Raw genomic sequence first — 19,011 nt, 5'->3', positions numbered from 1 at the left:
TTTTACGCGATTCTCACTGCTACAGCAAGCGCTCTTTGGGGAAAGAGTGTGGTTATTCCGCTTTGCCGGAAGCGACTTTTAGCCGATTGAGCCAGCCCTCCAGCGCGCATTGGCTCAGCATGTTGATCGCCTGAACGGCAGTAAGTCCTTCTTCCGTTAGCGGGGTAAATTGTGCGGCACTGAAGCGGTCCGGCGAGCGTGTCAGCAATTCGGCTGCTGCCGTAAGCGCTGGAGGAGGATGCGAAATCGTTTCCCGGCTGTTTATCAGGATCTCACCCGTCAGGTCGAGCAAGGTCGGTTCATGACACAGTACCGGCGTCAGCGCCTCAAGCGCGGGCTCTGCCTGCCAGCGGGAGAGGGACTCAAGTTGATGCGCACTGGCATAGCGAAGCTCGACAACGGGCAGAAGCACTATCCACGCGTCGGAGCACGCCGGCAGGCTGTGTGGCTGAATATGATGGCCCGGCAACCAGCGAACGGGATGGCCAAGCAGCGCCTGAAAGACGGCGACCACGCGCGCCTGAAAACCGATAAAGCCGATTATCTGGTTAATCACCACTATGTCATAGGTAGACAGACCTACCTCATCAAGCTCGTTTCGCGCCTTATCATCAATGACGTCAGGCGAGCTGGCGAGCTGGCGGGCGTACTGGGTGATTTGCGCCAGCCGTCGGTTACTTTCGCGGGAGGAGTCGGGACCCGGCAGCGGGGCGAGGAGGGCGGCGTAGTGGTTGCAAAGCCGCTGAACGCCGCAGGCCTGCGCCACCGTCAACGCGGTACTTAACCGATCGTAGGCGCTGAGCGTTCGCAGGCGGTTTACGGGAAGTGAGAGTGGGAACAGCTGGTGGCATAAGGATCTGGCTGGAGCAAGCCAGCCGGTACAGGCGGCGACAATCTCATCTGGCAGGGCTAAATCGAGCAAAAAACGATCGTCGACGTTAGCGGCTTCGGGCACCAGAGGCAGCACATCCGGCTGCGCGTGGTTTGACTGGGTTTCGTGATACCAGTGGCCTTTGCCGGAAAAACGGCGTTGTTCCATGTGCGTTCCTTGATCTCAAAATGGCGATCAATATCCTGGCGTAAGGCAGATAAAGGGAAAAATATTGTTAGGTGATAACAAATAGCAGAACGGAATAACGAAGGGGGGAGTGCGGAGGGGGAAAGCTCTCTTCCCGTGCGGGAAGAGAGCCACAGCTTATTTAATTTCCAGCTCGTTCATTGCAGCGATGTTGAAGCCGCCGTCAACGTGAACCACTTCGCCGGAGATACCTGCGGAAAGATCAGAGCACAGGAATGCAGCAGAGTTACCCACATCTTCAATGGTAACGGTACGACGAATCGGGGTAACCGCTTCGCAGTGTGCCAGCATTTTACGGAAATCTTTGATGCCGGACGCCGCCAGGGTACGGATAGGACCCGCAGAGATGGCGTTAACACGCACGCCTTCTGGACCCATTGCGTTTGCCATGTAGCGTACGTTGGCTTCCAGAGACGCTTTCGCCAGACCCATAACGTTGTAGTTAGGGATAGCACGTTCAGCGCCCAGGTAGGACAGGGTCAGCAGGGCTGCGCCCGGGTTCAGCATCGCGCGGCAGGATTTTGCCATCGCTACGAAGCTGTAGGAGCTGATGTCGTGAGCGATTTTGAAGCCATCACGGGTAACCGCGTTCACGTAGTCGCCGTCCAGTTGGTCGCCAGGAGCGAAGCCAATGGAGTGAACGAAACCGTCGAATTTCGGCCATGCTTTTGCCAGTTCAGCAAACATGCCGTCGATGCTTTCGTCTTGTGCAACGTCACATTCCAGAACAATGCTGGAACCCAGCTGCGCGGCAAACTCTTCAACACGGCCTTTCAGCTTGTCGTTCTGGTAGGTGAACGCCAGCTCAGCGCCTTCGCGATGCATTGCCTGTGCGATGCCGTATGCGATGGACAGTTTGCTGGCAACGCCAGTCACCAGAATGCGCTTACCGGAAAGAAAACCCATAGCTTTAATCCTTATATTCATTGCTTATTTTGCCTTGTAATTCATAGCGTTACAGGCAGTATTTCAAAATCATTCGAAATTAGCTCGAAATTATAGCCCACTCACGGCCCCTTGTGTCACGATATTTCTCGCCGATCTCTGAAGACAAATGCCCTAAAAGGTGAGGCGCGGGCTGGCGGGGGCTCAAAATTTCAGCATTCGTCCAGTATATCACCCGGCAGCAGCTTCGCCTCATCCAACCAGCGAGGATCCGCTATCCGTCCCTGGCGTCTTCAACGAAACGCGCAACGACAATAAAGAATACCGGGACGAAGAAGATCGCGAGAAGCGTACCGCTAATCATGCCGCCAAACACCCCGGTGCCGATAGCGTGCTGCGTGCTGTCACTCGCGCCACGCGCCAGCATCAGTGGCACCACCCCTAACGTAAAGGCTAACGATGTCATCAGAATAGGGCGCAGGCGCTGGCTTGCGGCCTGTATCGTTGCCGCCAGCAGGGATTGTCCTTCCCGGTGGAGCTGCCTTGCAAACTCGACAATCAGAATGGCGTTCTTGGCGGAGAGGCCTATCAGGGTAATAAGACCGACCTTAAAGAAAACATCATTCGTCATGCCCGCAACGGAAACGGCAGCCACCGCACCGATAAGCCCCAGGGGAACGACCAGCATCACCGCAAAGGGAATTGACCAGCTCTCATACAGGGCGGCGAGCACCATGAACACGACCAGTATCGACAGAACGATCAGACCCGGGAGTTGAGATTCGGATTTTCTCTCCTGCAATGAACTCCCGGCCCACTCGCCGGCCATCCCCTGCGGTAAATCCCGTGACAACGTCTCCATGGCCTTCATTGCGGTACCGCTGGATGTGCCCGGGGCTGCACTGCCGGTAATGCGGATAGCAGAATATCCCTGATAACGCGTCAACTGCTGCGGCGCAACGTTCCAGGAAAGCGTCGCAAACGTAGATACTGGCACCATCTGCCCCATACGGTTTTTTACCGATAATTTCAGGATCTGCTCAGGCTGCATGCGGTAAGGGGCATCGGCCTGAATAATGACCTGCTGAACGCGGCCATTGTTCGTGTAGTCATTAACGTAGTTCGACCCCATGGTGACCGAGAGCGTCTGGTTGATTTCATCAAATGAAACGCCCAGTGCTTCTGCTTTTTCCCGGTCAATGTGAAGGGCCAGGCTTGTTCCTTCCGGCAGACCGTCTATATACACGTCACTCAGTTCAGGACGCTGATTAGCCTTCACAACCAGCGCATCGGCCGCACTCTTTAACGCCTCGTAGCCCAGTCCCGCCCTGTCCTGCACGTACCAGGTGAAGCCCGAGGAGGTGCCCATATCCGAAATGGCCGGCGGGAGCAGGCTCATCGTGACGGCATCAGAGACGCTCGCCATGCTGGCCTGTATATGGTCGGCTTCATTTTGTGCCGTCGAACCCTGCCGATCTTTCCAGTCTTTCAGCGTGGTGAAGCCCATGGCCGAATTCGGGCCCGATCCTGAAAAACCAAACCCCAGGATCATAATGTTGCTTTCAATATCCGGCCGGGCCGCAATTTCCTCTTCAAATTTTTTAACCACGTTCAGGGTGCGCTGCATGGTGGCATCGGAAGGCAGCTGAATTGAGGACATAAAATAGCCCTGATCTTCATCGGGCAGAAAGGACGAGGGCAGCGAAGAAAGCCCCAAAAACAGCGCAGCGCAAAGCGCAACGTACAGCAGCAGCATACGTCCGGTTCGTCTCAGCACCGCGCCCAGCCCGGATTCGTACCACGTCGTGAGCGTACGAAAGCGGGCGTTAAACCCTGCCGCGAACCTGCCGCCACCGTGCTTCTCTGCGCTGTGAGGCTTAAGTAGCGTCGCGCAAAGCGCGGGAGTCAACGTGAGGGCAAGAAATGCCGACAACAGTATCGATACCGCCATGGAGATACAAAATTGTCGATAAATAATACCGACGGATCCTTCGGCGAAACCCATGGGAATAAAGACGGCGGTAAGCACCAGCGTGATCCCGATAATTGCCGGCGTGATTTCATTCATGGCCTCCCGGGTCGCGTCGCGCGGAGAGCGTTTTTTTTCTTCCATCAGGCGCTCAACGTTCTCCACGACCACAATAGCGTCATCTACGATAATCCCTATCGCCAGAACCATGCCGAACATGGTCAGAATATTGATGGAGTATCCACTCAGTAGCATCACCGTGAAGGTGCCAAGAAGTGCGACGGGGGCAACAATAGCCGGGATAAGCGTACAGCGTATCTTGTGCAGAAACAGCAGCATCACGAGGAAGACCAGGACCATCGCTTCCACAAATGTCTGCACCACCTTCATGATGGAAAGCTTCACAAAAGGCGCGGTATCGAAGGGAACCGTAAACATCATTCCTTCCGGCAACACCTGAGAAAGTTCGTCGATGCGCGCGCGTACGCCTGCAGCCGTGCTCATCGCATTGGCGCCGGGCGATAACTGGACTGCCGCAGCCGTTGCGGGTACCCCATTTTCGCGGATGCCGAAAGCGTAGCTTTGCAGGCCGGACTCAATTCGTGCGACGTCGGACAGCTTTAGCCTTGCGCCGGACGCCTCTGATTTCAGTGTAATATTCCTGAAAGCCTCTACGGAAGCGAGCTGCCCCTTGACGGCGATCGGATACGTTACGCCTTGCCCTTCAGATGCCGGTTCATCTCCCGTCTTGCCGGGTGAAACCAGGGCATTTTGCTGGCCAACAGCGGTAAGCACATCGCTCACAGAAAGTCCGTAGCTATGAAGCTTCATTGGGTCCAGCCAGATGCGTAGCGCTTTTTCGCCACCAAAAAGCTGAATTTTCCCTACTCCAGGTACGCGGCGAAGTTCGTCGCTGACATGCCGGGCGAAATAATCGCTTAAATCGGCCTCCTCAAATTTACCGGTTGGAGATTTCAATCCCACCATCATTAAAAATCCGGAATTGGCCGCCTCGACGTTGATACCATTTTGCCTGACCGCCTGTGGCAAACGCGGCTCCACAATTTTGATCTGGTTCTGAAGGTCCATCTGCGCCAGCTTGATGTCCGTGCCGGGCTTAAACGTCACGGTAATAGACGCAGAACCGGTTGTGTCACTGGATGATTCGAAGTAGAGCAAATTATCGACGCCAGATATTTCGCGCTCAATTAACGACACCACTGAAGTATTCATAATATCGGGGCTGGCACCCGGGTAGGTGACAGAAATAATGATCCCAGGCGGTGCCACCGCCGGATACTGCGCAACCGGCAGCCGGGGGATAGACAAAACACCTGCCAGGACGATAAAAAGCGCCACTACCCAGGCGAAAATTGGACGTTCAATAAAAAAATGAGGCATTAATTTAACTTCCAGATACGTGAATTTCGTCGTCGGTTGACACGCGCTAGCCGGTATCCCTGAGGAGAACGACGGTTATTAGTGAGGTTTATCATTATGGGTAACAGGTATATGGCTATTTCAGTGAGTTATTTTTGTTCAAATGGTGTGATGGAAACTCTACAGCTCGCCTGTTTAGCGGACATGGGCGGTTTATGGAGAGAGTGTGGAGCGAAACAGCGCGGTTGTTTAAATCATTCTCATGATGAGGTAAAGCGGTGCACCGCCAAAAAACAGAATTAAATAACATTCGTAGTAAAACACCAGATCGTTAAAATCTGGCGTAGCGTTCAGCAGAACAGTGAACGTAATAATGAGATAAACAAAAATCACCATCAGCCAGAAGGCGATGAGAAGTAATTCTGTGAACGCACCTGCTTTGTTTTGTATTATCAGAGAGACAACCGACAAGACAATGCAGCCATAGATAATGGGGGAAGAGGGCAGCGTTGCGGCGACTTTTTCATCCATTTTATGCATCAGTATCAGCCACGTATAAAGTAATCCCCACGTTAGCAGCAGGAACAGGGAAAATATGCCGATTTTTTTAGGAGAGAGGTATTTCGAAAGTTCCATGTTCATTATCTCAACCAAATTCAGAAAGCCTTTAAGCGACAGGGTTATTTACTACGTTAAACGGAAGACGGTTTAACTCCGAATAACTATTCTGGACTGTCATTGTCGAGCCTTTATTGACTGAATGTGTAGGCTGTATGGAGAAATTGCCGGACACTTAAATTAACCCAGGAAATTTTCGCGGCCACGGCACTTTTTCCCGGAGCCTGTGTCTTATTGTGCTAAAGATATCTGATAGCGTGCTCAAAGGGATTTCACCCGCGGAGATAAAATGAACAAAAATACTCTAATCCTTGTTGTTGAAGATGAAGACGAAATTGCCGATATACTGATGAGTTACTTAGAGCGTTCAGGGATGAAAACGCTGAGAGCCCGGCAGGGCGAACAGGCGATAGCGCTCAATCGACTCCATAAACCGGATCTTATCTTGCTGGACATCCATTTGCCCCTGTGCGATGGCTGGAGCGTACTCACGACGCTCCGCCAGGAAAGTACCGTGCCTGTTATTATGGTGTCCGCTCTCGATCAGGACGTGGATAAGCTTATGGGGCTGCGGCTTGGCGCGGATGATTACGTCATCAAACCTTTCAACCCATCCGAAGTGGTCGCGCGGGTTGAAGCGGTGCTGCGCAGAACCAAACCGGCTCTCCAGCAGGCGGGGGCCGTGCCTCTCAGGACGCCTTTTATTACGGTCTATCCGGACGATTTCTACGTTGAGGTCACCGCTGGCGAAGAGGTGGTCTCGCCGGTATTAACGACGACGGAATTTAAACTTCTTACTTATCTGGTGAGATACCCGCGTAAGGTCTGTTCCAGGGAAGAGTTACTCAACGCGTGTCTGCCGGAGGGCGATACGCTCGACAGGACGGTAGACAGCCATATGAGCAAGCTGCGTAAAAAGCTGGAGCTTGCGGGCCTTTATGGCATTCCTGAAAGTATTCGGGGGATGGGCTATCGGCTTGGGGAGAAAAAATGAACAGAGATTCTGTCCTGAGTCGGCAGATCTTAACGTATATGCTGCTGCTGACGTTTACGATAATTGCCATTGCGGTACTGGGCTCCTGGTTTTTTTACTCTTTTATTCTCGATCACCTCCCCGGCGGCGCCGTTGCGGGTGATGATGAGCAGATGACGATGTGGGACTGGGTGTGGATCGGGACCGCCACAACAATCAGTCTGATAATCGCGATATTTTTAACGATCAAACTTTCTTCGCGAATACTCACCCCGTTAAACGCGGTAGCGTCCAGCCTGAGAAAAATTTCTCAGGGTCAACTGGACGCCCGGGCTTATTGTGCCAGCTCCCGGCTCGGAGAGGTCAATCATCTGGTCACGGATTTCAATGAAATGGCGGAAAAACTCCAGACGCTGGATATTCAGAGGAAATCCTGGAATGCCGCCATTGCCCATGAGTTGCGAACCCCGGTCACGATTTTACGCGGTCGGCTTCAGGGGCTGGTTGACGGCGTCTTTGAGCCGGATCCGCAGCTCTTTAATAACCTTCTCAGGCAGACTGAGGGGTTGACCCGTTTGATTGAAGATCTCCGGGTGATCAGCTCGGACGGCGGGGCGGGTTATACATTGTATAAATTCAGAACAGACCTCAAAGGCACAATCCAGGATGCGCTTGATACTTTCATGCCCGAGTTCAAACGCAACCAATTTACGCTTAAGACTGAGCTGAGAGAACAGCGATGCGTGTTCGACCCCTTGCGCATCAATCAGTGTCTGGCCGTTCTGTTTGACAACGCATTACATTATTCAACTTCGCGGAAACTCATCGTAAAAAATGGCGTCTCTGATAAAGGCAATTTTATTCTTATTCAGGATGGCGGGCCGGGCATCCCCAGAGAATTTCATGATTTCTTATTTCAACCCTTCCAGCGGGATAATGGTGCCAGAGAGTTGAATCCTGAAGGATGTGGTTTAGGCTTATCGGTGGTAAAAGCAATCATGCTGGCTCATGGTGGCGACGTAACGTATACCTTATCGAAGCAAAACCACTCCCTGTTCAAGCTGACCTGGCCCGATGCCTGAGCCCTGGCGGGAGGTCAGCCTGGCCTGTCCGCCGATAGCGGCAACTGCCATATAGCGCCTAATTTTGTATCCCACTCCATCGGGGTAATACGCAGTTTGCCTCGTTTTGGGCTTAAGGTTATTTCACTGAAGTAAATTTCATTGCTTTTTAGCATGAGGTCAACGCGGCAGTAGTCAAGGCCATTCGCCAGTTCCTGAGCGGCCAGCAAAGCCTCACGGAACAACCCCGGCTCGCCGGGCGCTACCGGCGTATTAGGGTATTCCATCCGGAAAGGCTGTAAATTCCAGTATCGGTCGTAAACGTTGATAAACTCTCTGCCGCGGTCATCCGTAAAATCGGCCTCAACATAGTGTGCGATGCCGTGAAAACAGTGAATTCGCAGCATTTCCGGCGTGCTGTTCCTGTCCGCATTATTGAAAAGATCGACATAAGGCTCACACAGTATAACGGGTATAATATTTTTGTACTGCCACTCGCGCGTGGTGTAATACAAATTCTTCTTTAATGCGAGATTGAGCTTTTTTCGGGCCTGCCGGTAATTGAACTGGTCTTTGTTTGTACAGATTATTGTGCTACCACTATCATGATTGCACTTAAGGACGAATTGATCGGGCAGTGTTGAAAAATCAATATGCGAAAACCTGCGGTATACTCCAATCAGAGGCACCGCTTTTACTCGCGTTGTTCTGGTCGCAACGTATTCACGGACTGCGAGTTTATCGGCAAGCATTGTGTAGAGATTATTATGGTCATAGACCAGTCGATGGCATATTTTTTCACTCAACGTAGTGGGTGATTTAATGTCAGGGGTTTTCCCTGATGTCTTTTCGAGCCTTGCAGTATGAAAATTAAGGTCCGTCATTAAATATGAACGGCATTTTCTGATGAGATACTCTGCGTATTTCAGAACATAGGTGGCGGTGTTCATTTCTTCTCCTCCGTAATATCCGGATATTCTGGAGAAGAACTGTTGATGGATAGTGCTTAAACTATGGAGCAGAGATGGAGACAAAAAATTAAAGGATTAAATAGCGCGTGCAGACTATTTAATCCTTATTTAAGCGGAGCAATCTGTGTTTACCGCGGCACTTAACGGTCCTTTCTCCACGCATCGGCGGTCAATGCTTCACCGAAATGACCGGCAATCAGCCTTTTCGTCAGCTCATGAAGCGGGGAGGCCATCACATCCGCCGTGCTGCCGCGCTCGACGACTTCCCCCTGGTGCATAACCATCACCTGGTCGCTGATGTGCTTCATCATCCCCAGATGCTGGGTGACGTAGATATACGAGATCCCCTGTTTTTCCTGCAATTCCAGCATCAGGTTAATCAGCTGCGAACGCATCGACATATCCAGCGAGGCAAGCGCTTCGTCAGCAACGATCACTTTCGGGCGCAGAATCAACGCGCGCGCCAGGCCCAGACGCTGTTTCTGACCCGGGGCCAGCATATGCGGGTAGTAGCTTTCATGATCCGGTAACAGCCCAACCATACGCAGGGTTTCGAAGATACGCTTGCGGCGCGCCTCTGGCTCCAGTTCGGTATTCAGACGCAGAGGGAAATCAAGGATCTGCGAAATGCGCTGGCGTGGATTAAGCGAGGTTGACGGATCCTGGAAGATCATGCGGATGCGCTGGCTGCGGAAAGAGTAATCGCCAAACTGCAGAGGATGATCGTCAATCAATACTTCGCCAGCGGTGGGCTCGACCATGCCGGCAAGCATCTTCGCCAGCGTGGATTTGCCGGAGCCGTTTTCGCCAATGATCGCCAGCGTCTGTTTTTCACGCAGGGTAAAACTCAGCGGCTTCACCGCTTCGACAGTCTGACGATGAAACAGCCCCGTGCGGTAGCGAAAGGTCTTACTCAGATTGCGGACTTCCAGCAAGGTTTCGACCATTTCACTCTCTCTCCATGTTCAGCGGGAAATGACAGGCGTAAAGATGATTTTTGGCGCCGGTCAGGCGCGGTGTTTCGATACATTTACGCTGAGCATACGGACAACGCGGCCCCAGACGACAGCCTATTGGCAATGATTCCAGCAGCGGAATCGCCCCGGGCAGGGTATTCAGACGGCTCTTGTGCGGCATGGCGCTGCCAAAATCCGGAATGGCGCGGATAAGCGCCTGCGTGTACGGATGGTGCGGCGCGGTGATCAGGTCTTCACTGGGGGCAGTTTCGACCGTTTGTCCGCAGTACATCACGTCAATTTTATCCGCCCACTTGCTGAGCATTTGCAGGTCATGGCTGATCAGCAATATGGTGGTGTTGTTGTTCTGGTTCAGGCGCGACAGCAGGCGGAAAATTTGCGCCTGCGTGGTTGGCTCCATTGCGTTCGTCGGCTCATCCGCAATCAGCAAACGTGGCTGATTAGCCAGCGCGATGGCAATCATCACTTTCTGGCACTCGCCGTCGGTAAGCTCGTACGGGAAGCTGCGCATCGCGTCTTTATGATCTTTGATCCCGACGCGGTGCAACAGCTCAATGGCGCGGCGTTTGCGCCAGCCGAAACGCTGCCACCAGCGGCCTTTATAGGTCCAGCCGGGAATGTTCTGCATCAGCTGTTTGCCTACGCGCTCGGACGGATCGAGGCAGGACTGTGGTTCCTGGAAAATCATCGAGACGTTATGGCCGACCAGCTTACGCCGCTCGCGCGGGGAGAGGCGCAGCAGGTCGATATCGTCAAACCGCATACGGTCGGCGGTCACGCGCCAGTTATCTTTCGCCACGCCGCAGATAGCTTTGGCGATCAGGCTTTTGCCCGAGCCGGATTCACCCACCAGCCCGCGAATCTCGCCCTCGGCGAGGGTGATGCTGATGCGATCGACGGCTTTTACCCAGCCTTCACCGGTTTTGAATTCAATAGTGAGGTTGCGAATATCAAGAAGCGGCATTATTGCACCCCCGCGTTAATTGCACGGCGAATACCGTCGCCCAGCAGGTTGATCAGCAACACGCTTACCATAATCGCCGCCCCCGGCAGCATAACCGTCCAGGGCGCCACGTAGATCAATTCCAGCGCGTCACCGAGCATCGCGCCCCATTCAGGGGACGGCAGCTGTGCGCCGAGGTCGAGGAAGCCGAGCGCAGCGATGTCCAGGATCGCCATCGACAGCGCCCGGGTGATTTCGGTGACCAGCCCGGCAGCGATGTTTGGCAGAACGGCAAACCACAGAATGTTGAAGGTCGTCGCACCGTCCAGACGGGCCGCAACGACATACTCTTTTTCCAGCTCGTCATGCACCATGCTGTAAACCGAGCGCACGATGCGGGGCAGGATAGCCAGCCAGACGGCGAACATGGCATGTGACAGATGCGGGCCGGCAAAGGCAACCACGATGATTGCCAGCAGCAGAGAAGGAATCGACAGCAGCGTGTCCAGAATGTGGTTCAGCACCGCCGAGCGAAGGCCATGCGTGGAGCCCGCGAAAATACCGAGCGCCAGTCCACAGATCGTCGCCGCGAGCGTCACGACAAACGCGCCGCCCACCGTCGGGGCGGCCCCGCTTAACAGACGGCTTAACACGTCGCGTCCGAGGTCGTCAGTGCCGAGGAAGAAAGAGACTTCGCCGTAGCGAGACCAGGAAGGCGGCAGCAGCTGATAGCCAAGGAACTGCTGATCGATGCCATAAGGCGCAAACCACGAGCCAAAGAGGCAAAGCAATACCAGACCGGCACAGCCATAAAGACCAATCATTGCCGTGGTGTCACCATAGAACTTACGCCACACGGTACGCAGCGCACCGGGCGTGCGCTTTTCACTGTATACGTTATCGTAAGGCATACCATTCCTTATGCTTCAATGGGTTAGCCATCGCACCCAAAATATCGGACAACACGTTAACAATAATGACCAGCGAACCAATCACCATCACACCCGCTGAGATAGCGGCGTAATCCTGCTGGCGGATGGCGTTAATCAGCCAGCGTCCCAGCCCTGGCCAGCTAAAGACCATCTCGGTGATCATGGCCAGCGTAAGCATGGTGGAGAACTGCAGCCCAAGACGCGGAATCACCGGCGGCAAAGCGTTGTGCAGGACGTTGCGGCGCAGTATGGTCAGGCGCGATAATCCGCGCGTGGCAGCAGCTTTGACATAGTTCTGCTCAAACACCTCGATGGTGCTCAGGCGCATCAGGCGGATCACCTCGGTCGTCGGCGCAACCGCCAGCGTCAGCACCGGCAATACCATATGGCGCAGGGCGCTGACGATCATCTCATGGCGCCACACCGAATCGGAAAGCCACGCGTCAATGATGGCAAAACCCGTCACCGTTTTAACCGTATAGAGCAGGTCAAAACGGCCAGAGACCGGCAGCCAGCCCATCGTCAGCGAGAAGAATAGCGTCAGCAGCAGCGCCAGCCAGAATACCGGGATAGAGAAGCCGAGCAGGGCGAGGGCGCTGATAAACTTATCCTGCCATTTGTTGCGGTAGATCCCGGCCAGCATGCCCACGGGGATACCCACCATCAGGGCAAAGCCGAAGGCCAGAATGCACAGCTCCATCGTGGCCGGGAACACCTCTTTCAACTGCTCGGAGATAAGCTGCCCATTTATGCTCGACACGCCGAAATCCCAGTGCAGCAGACCGTTAAACCAGAACAGCCAGGCATCCCACAGCGATGAGCCCTGAAGCGGGGCGTGCGGCGTAAAATAGCTCAGGCTGAAGCCGACAAAGGTCAGCAGAAAGAGCGTCACCAGCAGCAGCAGGAGTCGACGTAAGGTAAAAATAATCATGGTTTTTTCACCTCTTGTTCTTTTTCGCGCGACACGCCGGCGAACGAGGCGTTGCCGAACGGACTCAGCACCAGACCTTTAATATCGTAGCGATAGGCCTGAAGACGCAGGGAAGAGGCCAGCGGTAGCACGGGCAGTTCCTGAGCGAGGATCTTCTGCGCTTCATCATAGGCGTCAATGCGCGAGGCCAGTTGCTGGGAAGAGAGCGCTTTTTGCAGCACGGCGTCAAACTCCCGGTTACACCAGTGAGCGTAGTTGGTCTGCGAATTTATCGCCGCACAGCTCAGCAGCGGCCGGAAGAAGCTGTCCGGGTCGTTACTGTCGGTGGCCCAGCCTGTCAGGGTGAGATCGTGATTCATGTCCATCAGGCGCGCCTCCTGAAAACGGCCCTCAACCGGTACAATGATCACTTTGACGCCCACCTGCGCCATATCCGCCTGCAGCAGCTCGGCGGTTTTCAGCGGGCTCGGGTTCCACGCCTGGGAACTGGTTGGCACCCAAAGCTGCAGCGTCAGGTTTTCTGCGCCCAGCGCCTTCAGCTGTTCACGCGCCTTTGCCGGATTGTATTCCGTAATTTTAGCCTCACCGTCGTAGGCCCACGAGGCGCGCGGTAAAATTGATGCTGCGGTTTCTGCCGTGCCGTAGTAGATCGACTGCATCAGGCGCTGATTGTTAATCGCCAGCGCCAGCGCGTGGCGAACGGCAGGGTTGTTCAACGGCGGCTTATCGGTGTTAAAGGCCAGATAAGCGATGTTCATACCCGGGCGTAACGTCAGACGCAGACGCGGATCGTCGCGTAAAATCGTGAGCTGGCTGGCGGCAGGCCAGGCGAGCACGTCACACTCCCCGGTGAGTAGTTTCGAGAGCCGTCCCGTTCCGCCAGAACCGAGATCGACCACCACCTGCGGCATCAGCGGCGTGCCGCGCCAGAAATGTTCGTGACGCTGCAGGCGAATATATTGCCCCGCGCGGTATTCGGCCAGCTGGAACGGCCCGGTACCGACCGGCTGGCGGTCGAGCAGTTCCTGGCGATCTTTTTTCGTCAGCTTCGCCGCGTATTCGGCGGACATGACGGATGCATAGTGGGTCGCCAGGTGCCAGAGGAAGGAGGCATCCGGGCGCGCCAGCGTAAATTCAACCGTCCGGCTGTCCAGCTTGCGCACGCTTTTAACAGTGTCTGCAAACTGCAGACTGTCGAAATAGGGGAAATTATCCCCGTTAACGTTATGCCACGGGTGGTTACGGTTAAAGATGCGCTGGAAGGTGAAGACAACGTCATCCGCGTTCAGCTTGCGCGTGGGGGTAAACCACGGCGTGCGCTGAAACGCGACATCGTCGCGCAGGCGAAAACGGTAGGTTGCACCGTTGTCCAGGACTTCCCAGCTTTCCGCAAGTTCAGGCACCAGGCGGTAGGTGTACGGGTCGACATCAAGCAGGCGGTCATACAGCTGCGCGGCGAGCGTATCCACAATAAGGCCGCTGCCCGCTTTTTGCGGGTTAAAGGTATCTACCTGGCCGCTCACGCAATAAACGAAGCCGCTGTCACGGATGTCAGGCTGCGTAGTTTGCCCGGGCGCAGCAAACGCCAGGCCGCTGAACAGACCGAGTGCAAAAAAGGACGATAAAACCAGACGCATAATTTTTAAGGTTTTTAGGTTCGATCTGCAAAGTGTATCGCACTTACGCCTGCTTCGTAAAAATGTCTGCGAGCAAGTGCCGATATTGTCAGCGCATTTGATGCTTTTTGAGCAATGCCCGTAACTGATGGTAGGTCAGGCCCAGAAGTTCAGCCGCCCGTTTCTGGTTATATTTCGCCGCCTTCAGACTTTGCTCAAGCAGCTGTTGCTCCTGGTCGTGCTGGAACTGGCGTAAATCCAGCGGGAGAGTTGGGGCGTCGCCTGAAGACGATGGCATGGGTAGCGATGGCGCATTGCGCTGAAAAGGATCGATAATGATATTGTCCAGCTCCGTCTCGCTGCTGCCGTGGCGGTATACAGAACGCTCCACAACGTTCTTCAGCTCGCGGATATTTCCCGGCCAGCGGTAGGCCAGTAGCGTCTCCCGCGCATAATCGCTAAAGCCGGGGAACAGGGGGAGGCCGAGCTCGCGGCACATCTGGATCGCAAATTGTTCAGCCAGCAGCATGATGTCGCTTCTCCGATCGCGCAGGGGCGGAAGCTGAACGACGTCAAAGGCCAGACGGTCAAGCAGATCGGCACGGAATTTCTCCTCCGCAACCATCTCCGGCAGATTGGCGTTGGTGGCGCAGACCAGGCGCACGTTAACCTGCAGCGGTTGGCTGCCGCCGACGCGTTCCAGTTCGCCATACTCAATGACGCGCAGCAGTTTTTCCTGCACCAGCATCGGCGCGGTGGCGAGTTCATCAAGGAACAGGGTACCGCCGTCGGCGCGCTCAAAACGCCCCGGATGACGCTTCTGAGCGCCGGTAAATGCCCCCGCCTCGTGGCCGAACAGCTCGGTGTCGAGCAGGTTTTCATTCAGCGCCGCACAGTTAAGAGAAATGAAGGGGCCGTCCCAGCGTCCGGATAAGTAGTGCAGACGGTTGGCAATCAGTTCCTTACCTGTGCCGCGCTCGCCGATAATCAGCACCGGTTTGTTGAGCGGCGCAAGGCGAGAAACCTGTTCCAGCACCTCAAGAAAACTGTTGGCTTCGCCGAGTAAGTTATCTTTATAGTGAGCCATGATGAAATTAACCACTCCTTAGCGATATTCACCAGGTCAGCATAGTTCTGCAATGAATAAAAATCAATCACTCTCTGTAAAATCAATAAGATAAAAAGTTGGCACGGGAATTGTATTATCAGTACAGCAGGGCATAGCCCGATAACAGAACTATGAGGATTTGATTATGGGTATTTTTTCTCGTTTTGCCGACATCGTGAACGCCAACATCAACTCGCTGCTGGAGAAAGCGGAAGATCCGCAGAAGCTGGTGCGCCTGATGATTCAGGAGATGGAAGACACGCTGGTTGAAGTGCGTTCTACCTCCGCCCGTGCGCTGGCTGAGAAAAAACAGTTAACGCGCCGTATTGAGCAGGCCACCGCTCAGCTCAATGAATGGCAGGAAAAAGCGGAACTCGCCCTGCGCAAAGATAAAGAAGATCTGGCACGCGCGGCGTTAATTGAAAAGCAGAAGCTGGCGGAGATGATCGCTACGCTTGAGCATGAAGTAACGCTGGTGGACGACACGCTCACCCGCATGAAGAAAGAGATTGGTGAGCTGGAAAATAAACTGAGCGAAACCCGGGCGCGTCAGCAGGCGCTGACCCTGCGTCATCAGGCGGCAAGCTCTTCTCGCGACGTGCGTCGTCAGCTGGACAGCGGCAAGTTGGATGAGGCTATGGCGCGTTTTGAGTCATTTGAGCGTCGTATCGACCAGATGGAAGCGGAAGCAGAGAGCCACAGCATGGGTAAGCAAAAGTCGCTGGATCAACAGTTTGCCGACCTGAAAGCGGACGATGAAATCAGCGAGCAGCTGGCGGCATTGAAAGCCAAAATGAAGCAAGATAACCAATAATAATGTTGCGGCACCTGAGCGTGCCGCTAAGCATCCTACGACAAGGAGTACACATGAGCGCGCTTTTCCTGGCTATTCCCCTGACGATTTTCGTGCTGTTTGTTTTGCCGATTTGGTTATGGCTGCACTACAGCAACCGGTCATCGCGGGACGATTTATCCCAGAGTGAACAACAACGTCTGGCGCAACTTACCGAGCAGGCGAATAAGATGCGCGATCGCATTCAGGCGCTGGAAGCTATCCTGGATGCAGAACATCCTAACTGGAGGGACCGTTAATGTCAGGACTGAATCTGAATAAAAAATTGTGGCGAATTCCACAGCAGGGCATGGTGCGCGGCGTTTGCGCCGGGCTGGCCCATTATCTTGACGTTCCGGTCAAACTGGTTCGCGTGGTCACGGTGCTGTCGATATTTTTTGGCCTGGCGTTTATCACTTTCGTGGCTTACATCGTTCTGTCGTTTGTACTTGACCCGATGCCGGAAGGAGAGCTGGCTGCCGAAGGCGCGCCTACCAGTAACGATCTTCTCAATGCGGTTGACGATCAATTGGCAGCCGGTGAGAAGCGGTTGCGTGAGATGGAGCGTTATGTCACATCCGATACCTTTACGCTGAGAAGTCGTTTTCGTCAGCTTTAAGAGAGAACATACATGAAGAAAAACTGGCAACAGGCCGGTCAGAAGGTAAAACCCGGCCTGAAAATCGCAGGTAAACTGGTTCTGATGACGGCGTTGCGTTACGGCCCGGCAGGTGTGGCGGGCTGGGCGATCAAATCTGTTGCCCGCAAGCCGGTCAGAATGTTGCTGGCCGTAGCCCTTGAACCCCTGTTGCAAAAAGCGGCAAAGCGCCTGTCACGCCGCTATCTATCCCGATAATTTACGCTCGCGTTAGCCCTTTCTCTCCCTGGAAGGGCAACGACATTTCATCCTTTCCCCTCACTTTCTTTGCGGCAGCTCACATTACTGCACAGAGCTGCTTTGTAATTGCGTTTTTCAGCCTCCCGGTTCGTTGACAGATATTTTTCAGGGGAGTAGATTGCCCTTCGTGGGACCGCTACCATGGAAAATAATGTGAACGCAAAAATTAAAAATCTTATCAATCATATTTACGGTGAATCATTTTCTGAAGCACATTTTAAAATGTTATTAACAAAGCTTGAACAAGCTGCTGTTGATATTACAGAAAAGCGTAAATCAGGCTGGGATGAAAAAGACGTTGTTCTGATTACCTACGCCGATCAGTTCTCCGCGAAAGGGGAGAAAGCGTTGCCGGTATTTACCCGCTTTTATAATGAGTGGCTTGCTCGCACGTTTTCCCATGTCCACCTTTTACCTTTTTATCCGTGGTCCTCTGATGACGGGTTTTCCGTTATTGATTACCATAACGTTGCGCCTGAAACCGGAACCTGGCAAGACGTTGCTGATTTAAAACAGTCCGCCAGTTTAATGTTTGATTTCGTGTGCAACCATATGTCAGCAAAAAGTGAATGGTTTGCTAATTATCTTGCGCAAAAACCTGGCTACGAAGATTTCTTTATTGCTGTCGATCCTGAAACCGATTTATCTGCGGTAACGCGTCCTCGCGCATTACCGTTGCTGACGCCATTTACGCTGCATGATGGCAGCGTGCGTCATCTTTGGACCACCTTCAGTGATGACCAGATCGATCTCAACTTCGCCTCGCCTCAGGTGCTGATTGCGATGGTTGACGTGCTGCTCCATTACCTGGCGGAAGGGGCGCGTTATATCCGTCTGGATGCCGTCGGGTTTATGTGGAAAATCCCTGGAACAAGCTGCATCCACCTGGAACAGACCCACTGTCTTATCCAGCTTTTCCGTGCCATTACCGAGGCCGTGGCGCCAGGAACGGTGATCATTACTGAGACTAACGTTCCTCATAAGGACAATATCTCTTACTTCGGCGACGGTGAAAATGAAGCCCAGATGGTCTATCAGTTCTCCTTGCCACCGCTGGTGCTGCATGCAGTGCACCGTCAGGATGTTAAAGCCCTCTGTCAGTGGGCGGGATCGCTGGCGCTGCCTTCAACAAAAACTACCTGGTTCAACTTCCTGGCGTCTCATGACGGTATCGGTCTGAACCCGCTGCGCGGCATTTTGCCGGAATCAGAAATCCTCGCACTGGTTGAGAAACTTCAGCAGGAAGGGGCACTGGTCAACTGGAAAAATAATCCTGACGGAACGCGCAGTCCTTACGAAATCAATGTGACCTATCTTGACGCGTTAAGTGCGCAAAACAGTTCCGATGATGAACGCATTGCGCGCTTTATTCTGGCGCATGCGGTGCTGTTAAGTTTCCCAGGCGTACCTGCCGTGTATATTCAAAGCATTCTTGGCTCCCGTAACGATTATGAAGGGGTCGAGCGCCTCGGCTATAACCGCGCGATAAACCGCAAGAAATATACTGCGGGTCAGGTTGATCTTGAACTTAATAATAAAAATAGCATTCGTCATAAGATTTATTCCCGTTTAAGCGAATATATTGCGATCCGACGTGGGGAAAGTGCGTTTCACCCTGATGCACAGGCAATTTTTGAATCACTGGATGAACAAATTCTTAAAATTGTTCGCGTGGCTGAAAATGGTGAGAGAATTACAGCGCTGTTTAATTTTAGTAATAACGTTCATACCGTTTATGGGGACACGCTTACTGGTATGGAATTACTATCAGGACAAGCTGTTAGCGGTAAAGAACTGACCCTCAATCCATGGCAAGTTATGTGGATTAAAGAAAACTAA

18 protein-coding genes are annotated in these 19,011 nt (G+C 53.5%); 7 read left to right on the top strand and 11 right to left on the bottom strand.

The window, feature by feature from the left end:
- Positions 1-52 precede the first annotated feature (52 nt).
- The 4 genes from AB8818_RS03655 to AB8818_RS03640 all read right to left on the bottom strand — a co-directional run bounded on the left by AB8818_RS03655 (position 53) and on the right by AB8818_RS03640 (position 5,948).
- Positions 53-1,039, bottom strand: a complete 987-nt coding sequence (locus AB8818_RS03655) for a CMD domain-containing protein (RefSeq protein WP_192984201.1) — start codon at positions 1,037-1,039, stop codon at positions 53-55.
- 156 nt (positions 1,040-1,195) lie between these two features.
- Positions 1,196-1,984: an enoyl-ACP reductase FabI gene (gene fabI, locus AB8818_RS03650; RefSeq protein ID WP_003856831.1), complete on the bottom strand. Its 789-nt coding sequence runs from the start codon at positions 1,982-1,984 to the stop codon at positions 1,196-1,198.
- A gap of 253 nt (positions 1,985-2,237) precedes the next feature.
- The gene (locus tag AB8818_RS03645; RefSeq protein ID WP_192984203.1) at positions 2,238-5,333 is read right to left on the bottom strand and encodes a multidrug efflux RND transporter permease subunit; all 3,096 of its coding nucleotides are present in this window, start codon (positions 5,331-5,333) and stop codon (positions 2,238-2,240) included.
- Between the two features lie 228 nt (positions 5,334-5,561).
- Positions 5,562-5,948: a transporter gene (locus AB8818_RS03640; RefSeq protein WP_226857654.1), complete on the bottom strand. Its 387-nt coding sequence runs from the start codon at positions 5,946-5,948 to the stop codon at positions 5,562-5,564.
- Between the two features lie 271 nt (positions 5,949-6,219).
- Between AB8818_RS03640 and AB8818_RS03635 the strand changes: the two genes are divergently transcribed.
- Positions 6,220-6,924 (top strand): response regulator, encoded by a 705-nt coding sequence (locus tag AB8818_RS03635; RefSeq protein ID WP_116339513.1) that lies wholly within the window; start codon positions 6,220-6,222, stop codon positions 6,922-6,924.
- The gene (locus tag AB8818_RS03630; RefSeq protein ID WP_192984208.1) at positions 6,921-7,985 is read left to right on the top strand and encodes an ATP-binding protein; all 1,065 of its coding nucleotides are present in this window, start codon (positions 6,921-6,923) and stop codon (positions 7,983-7,985) included. Before AB8818_RS03635 ends, AB8818_RS03630 begins: the two co-directional genes overlap by 4 nt.
- Before the next feature lie 14 nt (positions 7,986-7,999).
- Here the strand turns inward: AB8818_RS03630 and AB8818_RS03625 are convergent, their stop codons facing one another.
- The 7 genes from AB8818_RS03625 to pspF form a co-directional block, all read right to left on the bottom strand.
- Positions 8,000-8,914: an ATP-grasp fold amidoligase family protein gene (locus AB8818_RS03625; RefSeq protein ID WP_192984210.1), complete on the bottom strand. Its 915-nt coding sequence runs from the start codon at positions 8,912-8,914 to the stop codon at positions 8,000-8,002.
- A gap of 161 nt (positions 8,915-9,075) precedes the next feature.
- Positions 9,076-9,882 (bottom strand): putrescine export ABC transporter ATP-binding protein SapF, encoded by an 807-nt coding sequence (gene sapF, locus AB8818_RS03620; protein WP_028013385.1) that lies wholly within the window; start codon positions 9,880-9,882, stop codon positions 9,076-9,078.
- A gap of 1 nt (position 9,883) precedes the next feature.
- Positions 9,884-10,876, bottom strand: a complete 993-nt coding sequence (gene sapD, locus AB8818_RS03615; protein ID WP_047958816.1) for a putrescine export ABC transporter ATP-binding protein SapD — start codon at positions 10,874-10,876, stop codon at positions 9,884-9,886.
- The gene (sapC, locus tag AB8818_RS03610) at positions 10,876-11,766 is read right to left on the bottom strand and encodes a putrescine export ABC transporter permease SapC (RefSeq protein WP_061098012.1); all 891 of its coding nucleotides are present in this window, start codon (positions 11,764-11,766) and stop codon (positions 10,876-10,878) included. The genes sapD and sapC overlap by 1 nt, the downstream gene beginning before the upstream one ends.
- Positions 11,753-12,718 (bottom strand): putrescine export ABC transporter permease SapB, encoded by a 966-nt coding sequence (gene sapB, locus AB8818_RS03605; protein ID WP_061098013.1) that lies wholly within the window; start codon positions 12,716-12,718, stop codon positions 11,753-11,755. The genes sapC and sapB overlap by 14 nt, the downstream gene beginning before the upstream one ends.
- On the bottom strand, positions 12,715-14,355 hold the full coding sequence (gene sapA, locus AB8818_RS03600; RefSeq protein ID WP_116339519.1) for an ABC transporter substrate-binding protein SapA: 1,641 nt from the start codon (positions 14,353-14,355) through the stop codon (positions 12,715-12,717). Before sapA ends, sapB begins: the two co-directional genes overlap by 4 nt.
- Positions 14,356-14,443: 88 nt before the next feature.
- On the bottom strand, positions 14,444-15,436 hold the full coding sequence (gene pspF / locus AB8818_RS03595) for a phage shock protein operon transcriptional activator (protein WP_192984213.1): 993 nt from the start codon (positions 15,434-15,436) through the stop codon (positions 14,444-14,446).
- Positions 15,437-15,587: 151 nt separating this feature from the next.
- Here pspF and pspA point away from each other — a divergent pair, with 151 nt between their 5' ends.
- The 5 genes from pspA (at position 15,588) to AB8818_RS03570 (ending at position 19,011) form a co-directional block, all read left to right on the top strand.
- On the top strand, positions 15,588-16,256 hold the full coding sequence (gene pspA, locus AB8818_RS03590) for a phage shock protein PspA (protein ID WP_116339523.1): 669 nt from the start codon (positions 15,588-15,590) through the stop codon (positions 16,254-16,256).
- A 53-nt stretch (positions 16,257-16,309) separates the two neighbouring features.
- Entirely contained in the window at positions 16,310-16,534 is a 225-nt protein-coding gene (gene pspB, locus AB8818_RS03585; RefSeq protein ID WP_116339525.1) for an envelope stress response membrane protein PspB, read from the top strand.
- Positions 16,534-16,893, top strand: coding sequence for an envelope stress response membrane protein PspC (pspC, locus tag AB8818_RS03580; protein ID WP_116339527.1), 360 nt, complete (start codon positions 16,534-16,536; stop codon positions 16,891-16,893). Before pspB ends, pspC begins: the two co-directional genes overlap by 1 nt.
- Positions 16,894-16,905: 12 nt before the next feature.
- The gene (pspD, locus tag AB8818_RS03575; RefSeq protein ID WP_028013376.1) at positions 16,906-17,130 is read left to right on the top strand and encodes a phage shock protein PspD; all 225 of its coding nucleotides are present in this window, start codon (positions 16,906-16,908) and stop codon (positions 17,128-17,130) included.
- A gap of 183 nt (positions 17,131-17,313) precedes the next feature.
- Positions 17,314-19,011: a sugar phosphorylase gene (locus tag AB8818_RS03570; protein WP_226857656.1), complete on the top strand. Its 1,698-nt coding sequence runs from the start codon at positions 17,314-17,316 to the stop codon at positions 19,009-19,011.

The organism is Enterobacter sp. KB-280D8 (assembly GCF_041399405.1).
GTDB lineage: Bacteria > Pseudomonadota > Gammaproteobacteria > Enterobacterales > Enterobacteriaceae > Enterobacter > Enterobacter cloacae_N.
Note: the sequence above shows the minus strand (reverse complement) of the source record. Positions and strands in the feature narration are given on the sequence as shown.